Raw genomic sequence first — 2,662 nt, forward strand, 5'->3', positions numbered from 1 at the left:
CGCTGCCGCTCGCCGCGCTGAGCCCCGTCAGCGCGGCGAGCGGCAGCGTGTGCTGGGTCTGGAGGACCTTCGCGCGCAGGTACCGGACGTTGTGCGCGGTGGTGAAGACGCCCGTGGGGACGCGGTCACGGACGGCCACGCCCAGGTCGCGCAGCTGGGCGGCCTTGTCGGGGTTGTTGGAGAGCAGGTCCAGCTCGCCGATGCCCAGGGCCCGGAGCATCTGGGCCGCGGCCGTGTAGTCGCGGGCGTCCTCCGGCAGCCCCAGGGCCGCGTTCGCCTCGTAGGTGTCGAGGCCCTCGTCCTGGAGGGCGTAGGCGTCGAGCTTGTTGTAGAGGCCGATCCCCCGGCCCTCCTGGCGGAGGTAGAGGAGCACGCCGCCGCGTTCGGCTATGCGTTCGACGGCCTCGCGCAGCTGCGGGCCGCAGTCGCAGCGGGCCGAGCCGAACACGTCCCCGGTCAGGCACTCGGAGTGCAGCCGCACCAGCGGAACCGGCCCGGGCTCGCCCAGGACGACGGCCACGTGCTCCTGGCCGTCGGCCAGGCCGTGGAACGTGACGACTTCGGCGTCGACCTCGTAGCCGTCGTGGAAGCGCAGCGGGACCCGGACGCGGGAGCGCGGGGTGGCGAGGACAGCGGGGGTGTCGGGCATGCGGGGCCTCCGGGTTCCGTTCCTGTTCGGCTGCACAGCCGTCGGCTTGCAGTCTGCTTCAGATTTGAAGCAGATCCACGTCCGGAACCCTACCCTTGCTTTAAATTTGAAGCAACGAAAAAGGTGAGGCCGGAGGGTGTTGTGACGCGGGTCACGAACAGGCCGTCGAGGACCTCCGCCGCCACGGCACGTCGTCCGACGCCGGCCGCGTCCCGTCCTCCTGGAGCCCCTGCGCGATCGCCGTGGAGATCTCCTCCAGCTGCCCCACCTGCTCCTTGCTGAGCCGGTCGAACAGGAAGCTCCGCACGGTCTCGACATGCCCGGGCGCCGCCCGGTCCAGCACGGCGAACCCGTCGTCCGTCAGGGCCGCGATGCTGCCCCGCTTGTCGTGCCGGCAGGCCTCGCGCCGCACCATGCCGTCCTTCTCCAGCCGCGTCACCGCGTACGTCAGCCGGCTGCGGGTGATCTTCAGCCGCTCGGCGAGATCGGTCATGCGCAGCCGTCGCTCCGGGGACTCCGACAGGACGGACAGGATGGAGTAGTACAGGTGCGGCATGCCGGCGTCCTGCTGGAGCTGCCGGTCGATCGCGTCCTCCAGGAGCAAGGAGGCGGCGATGTACGCGCGCCAGGCGCGTTGCTCCTCAGGGGTGAGCCAGCGAGTCGTCATGCCGCCAGTGTAGGTTTGTTTCAAACTTGAACCAAGCCTTGCTCAGTCCGCCGTCCCGACCAGCCGCGGAGCGTCGATGTCCCACCCGTACGTCCTGCTGTCCGCCGCCGTCTCCCTCGACGGCTACCTGGACGACACCGGTCCCGAACGCCTGCTGCTGTCCAGCCCGGCCGACTTCGACCGGGTCGACGAGGTCCGTGCCTCCGTCGACGCGATCCTGGTCGGCGCCGGCACCATCCGCGCCGACAACCCGCGGCTGCTGGTGAACTCGCCCCAGCGCCGCTCCGCCCGGGTGGCCGCGGGCCGGCCGGAGTACCCGCTCAAGGTCACCGTCAGCGGCTCCGGCGACCTCGACCCGGACGCCCGGTTCTGGCACACCGGCGGCGAGAAGGTCCTGTACACCACCGACCGGGGCGCACAGCGCGCCCGTGCCCTCGGCATCGCCGCAGACGTCGTCCCGCTCGGCGCCGACCTCGACTGGCGGCGGCTCCTCACCCACCTGCACGACGTCCGGGGCGTAGCACGGCTCATGGTCGAGGGCGGCGGCCTGATCCACACCCAGCTCCTCACCCAGGGCCTCGCCGACGAACTCCAGCTGGTCCTCGCCCCGCTCTTCGTGGGCGACCCCGAGGCACCCCGCCTCTTCGGACCCGGCGGCTACCAGTCCGGCCGGCTGCGGCTGCTGGAGACCCGGCGGATCGAGGACGTCGTCCTCATGCGCTACGAGCCGACCGCCCCCGGCACCGGTCCCCTGCCCGCCGCCGCCGACCACCACTGGCTGGCCCTCGCCTGCGAACTGGCCGCCCGGTGCCCGCCGTCGGACACGGCGTTCAGCGTCGGCGCGGTGGTCGTCGCGGCCGACGGCACGGAACTGGCCCGCGGCCACTCCCGCGAGGGCGGTGACCCGGTCGTGCACGCCGAGGAGGCGGCCCTGGCCAAGCTCGACCCGGCCGACCCCAGGCTCGGCGGCGCGACGGTCTACAGCAGCCTGGAGCCCTGCGCCCGCCGGGCCTCCCGCCCCGCACCCTGCGCCCGGCTGATCGTCGACGCGGGCGTGCGGCGCGTGGTCACGGCCTGGCGCGAGCCGGACACCTTCGTGGCGGACGCCGACGGCAGCGGCCTCCTGGCGGCCCGGGGAGTGGAGGTCCTCGTCCTCCCGGAGCACGAGGAGCAGGCCAAGGCACCCAACCGACACCTGCTGCGCCGCCGCTGAGCACCGGTGTGCGCGAGCGGTCCCGCGGATGGCGTACACTGGAGTCACAACGACGCGGGGTGGAGCAGCTCGGTAGCTCGCTGGGCTCATAACCCAGAGGTCGCAGGTTCAAATCCTGTCCCCGCTACTGAAG

The 2,662-nt window shown here is 72.5% G+C and carries 3 protein-coding genes and 1 tRNA gene; 2 read left to right on the forward strand and 2 right to left on the reverse strand.

The annotated features are described in order from the left end of the window. Positions 1–649: GTP cyclohydrolase II (locus CCL05_RS07225; protein ID WP_107400435.1), on the reverse strand; the 649-nt coding region annotated here is incomplete at its 3' end. Between the two features lie 151 nt (positions 650–800). Then, positions 801–1,316, reverse strand: coding sequence for a MarR family winged helix-turn-helix transcriptional regulator (locus CCL05_RS07230; protein ID WP_086559648.1), 516 nt, complete (start codon positions 1,314–1,316; stop codon positions 801–803). Between the two features lie 76 nt (positions 1,317–1,392). On the opposite strand from CCL05_RS07230, the gene CCL05_RS07235 reads away from it, so the two are divergent. Then, the gene (locus tag CCL05_RS07235; RefSeq protein ID WP_086559649.1) at positions 1,393–2,529 is read left to right on the forward strand and encodes a dihydrofolate reductase family protein; all 1,137 of its coding nucleotides are present in this window, start codon (positions 1,393–1,395) and stop codon (positions 2,527–2,529) included. Between the two features lie 53 nt (positions 2,530–2,582). Continuing rightward, positions 2,583–2,656, forward strand: a tRNA-Met gene (locus CCL05_RS07240). Positions 2,657–2,662: the final 6 nt, after the last annotated feature.

The sequence above is a fragment of the Streptomyces africanus genome, assembly GCF_002150735.1.
Taxonomy (GTDB): domain Bacteria; phylum Actinomycetota; class Actinomycetes; order Streptomycetales; family Streptomycetaceae; genus Streptomyces; species Streptomyces africanus.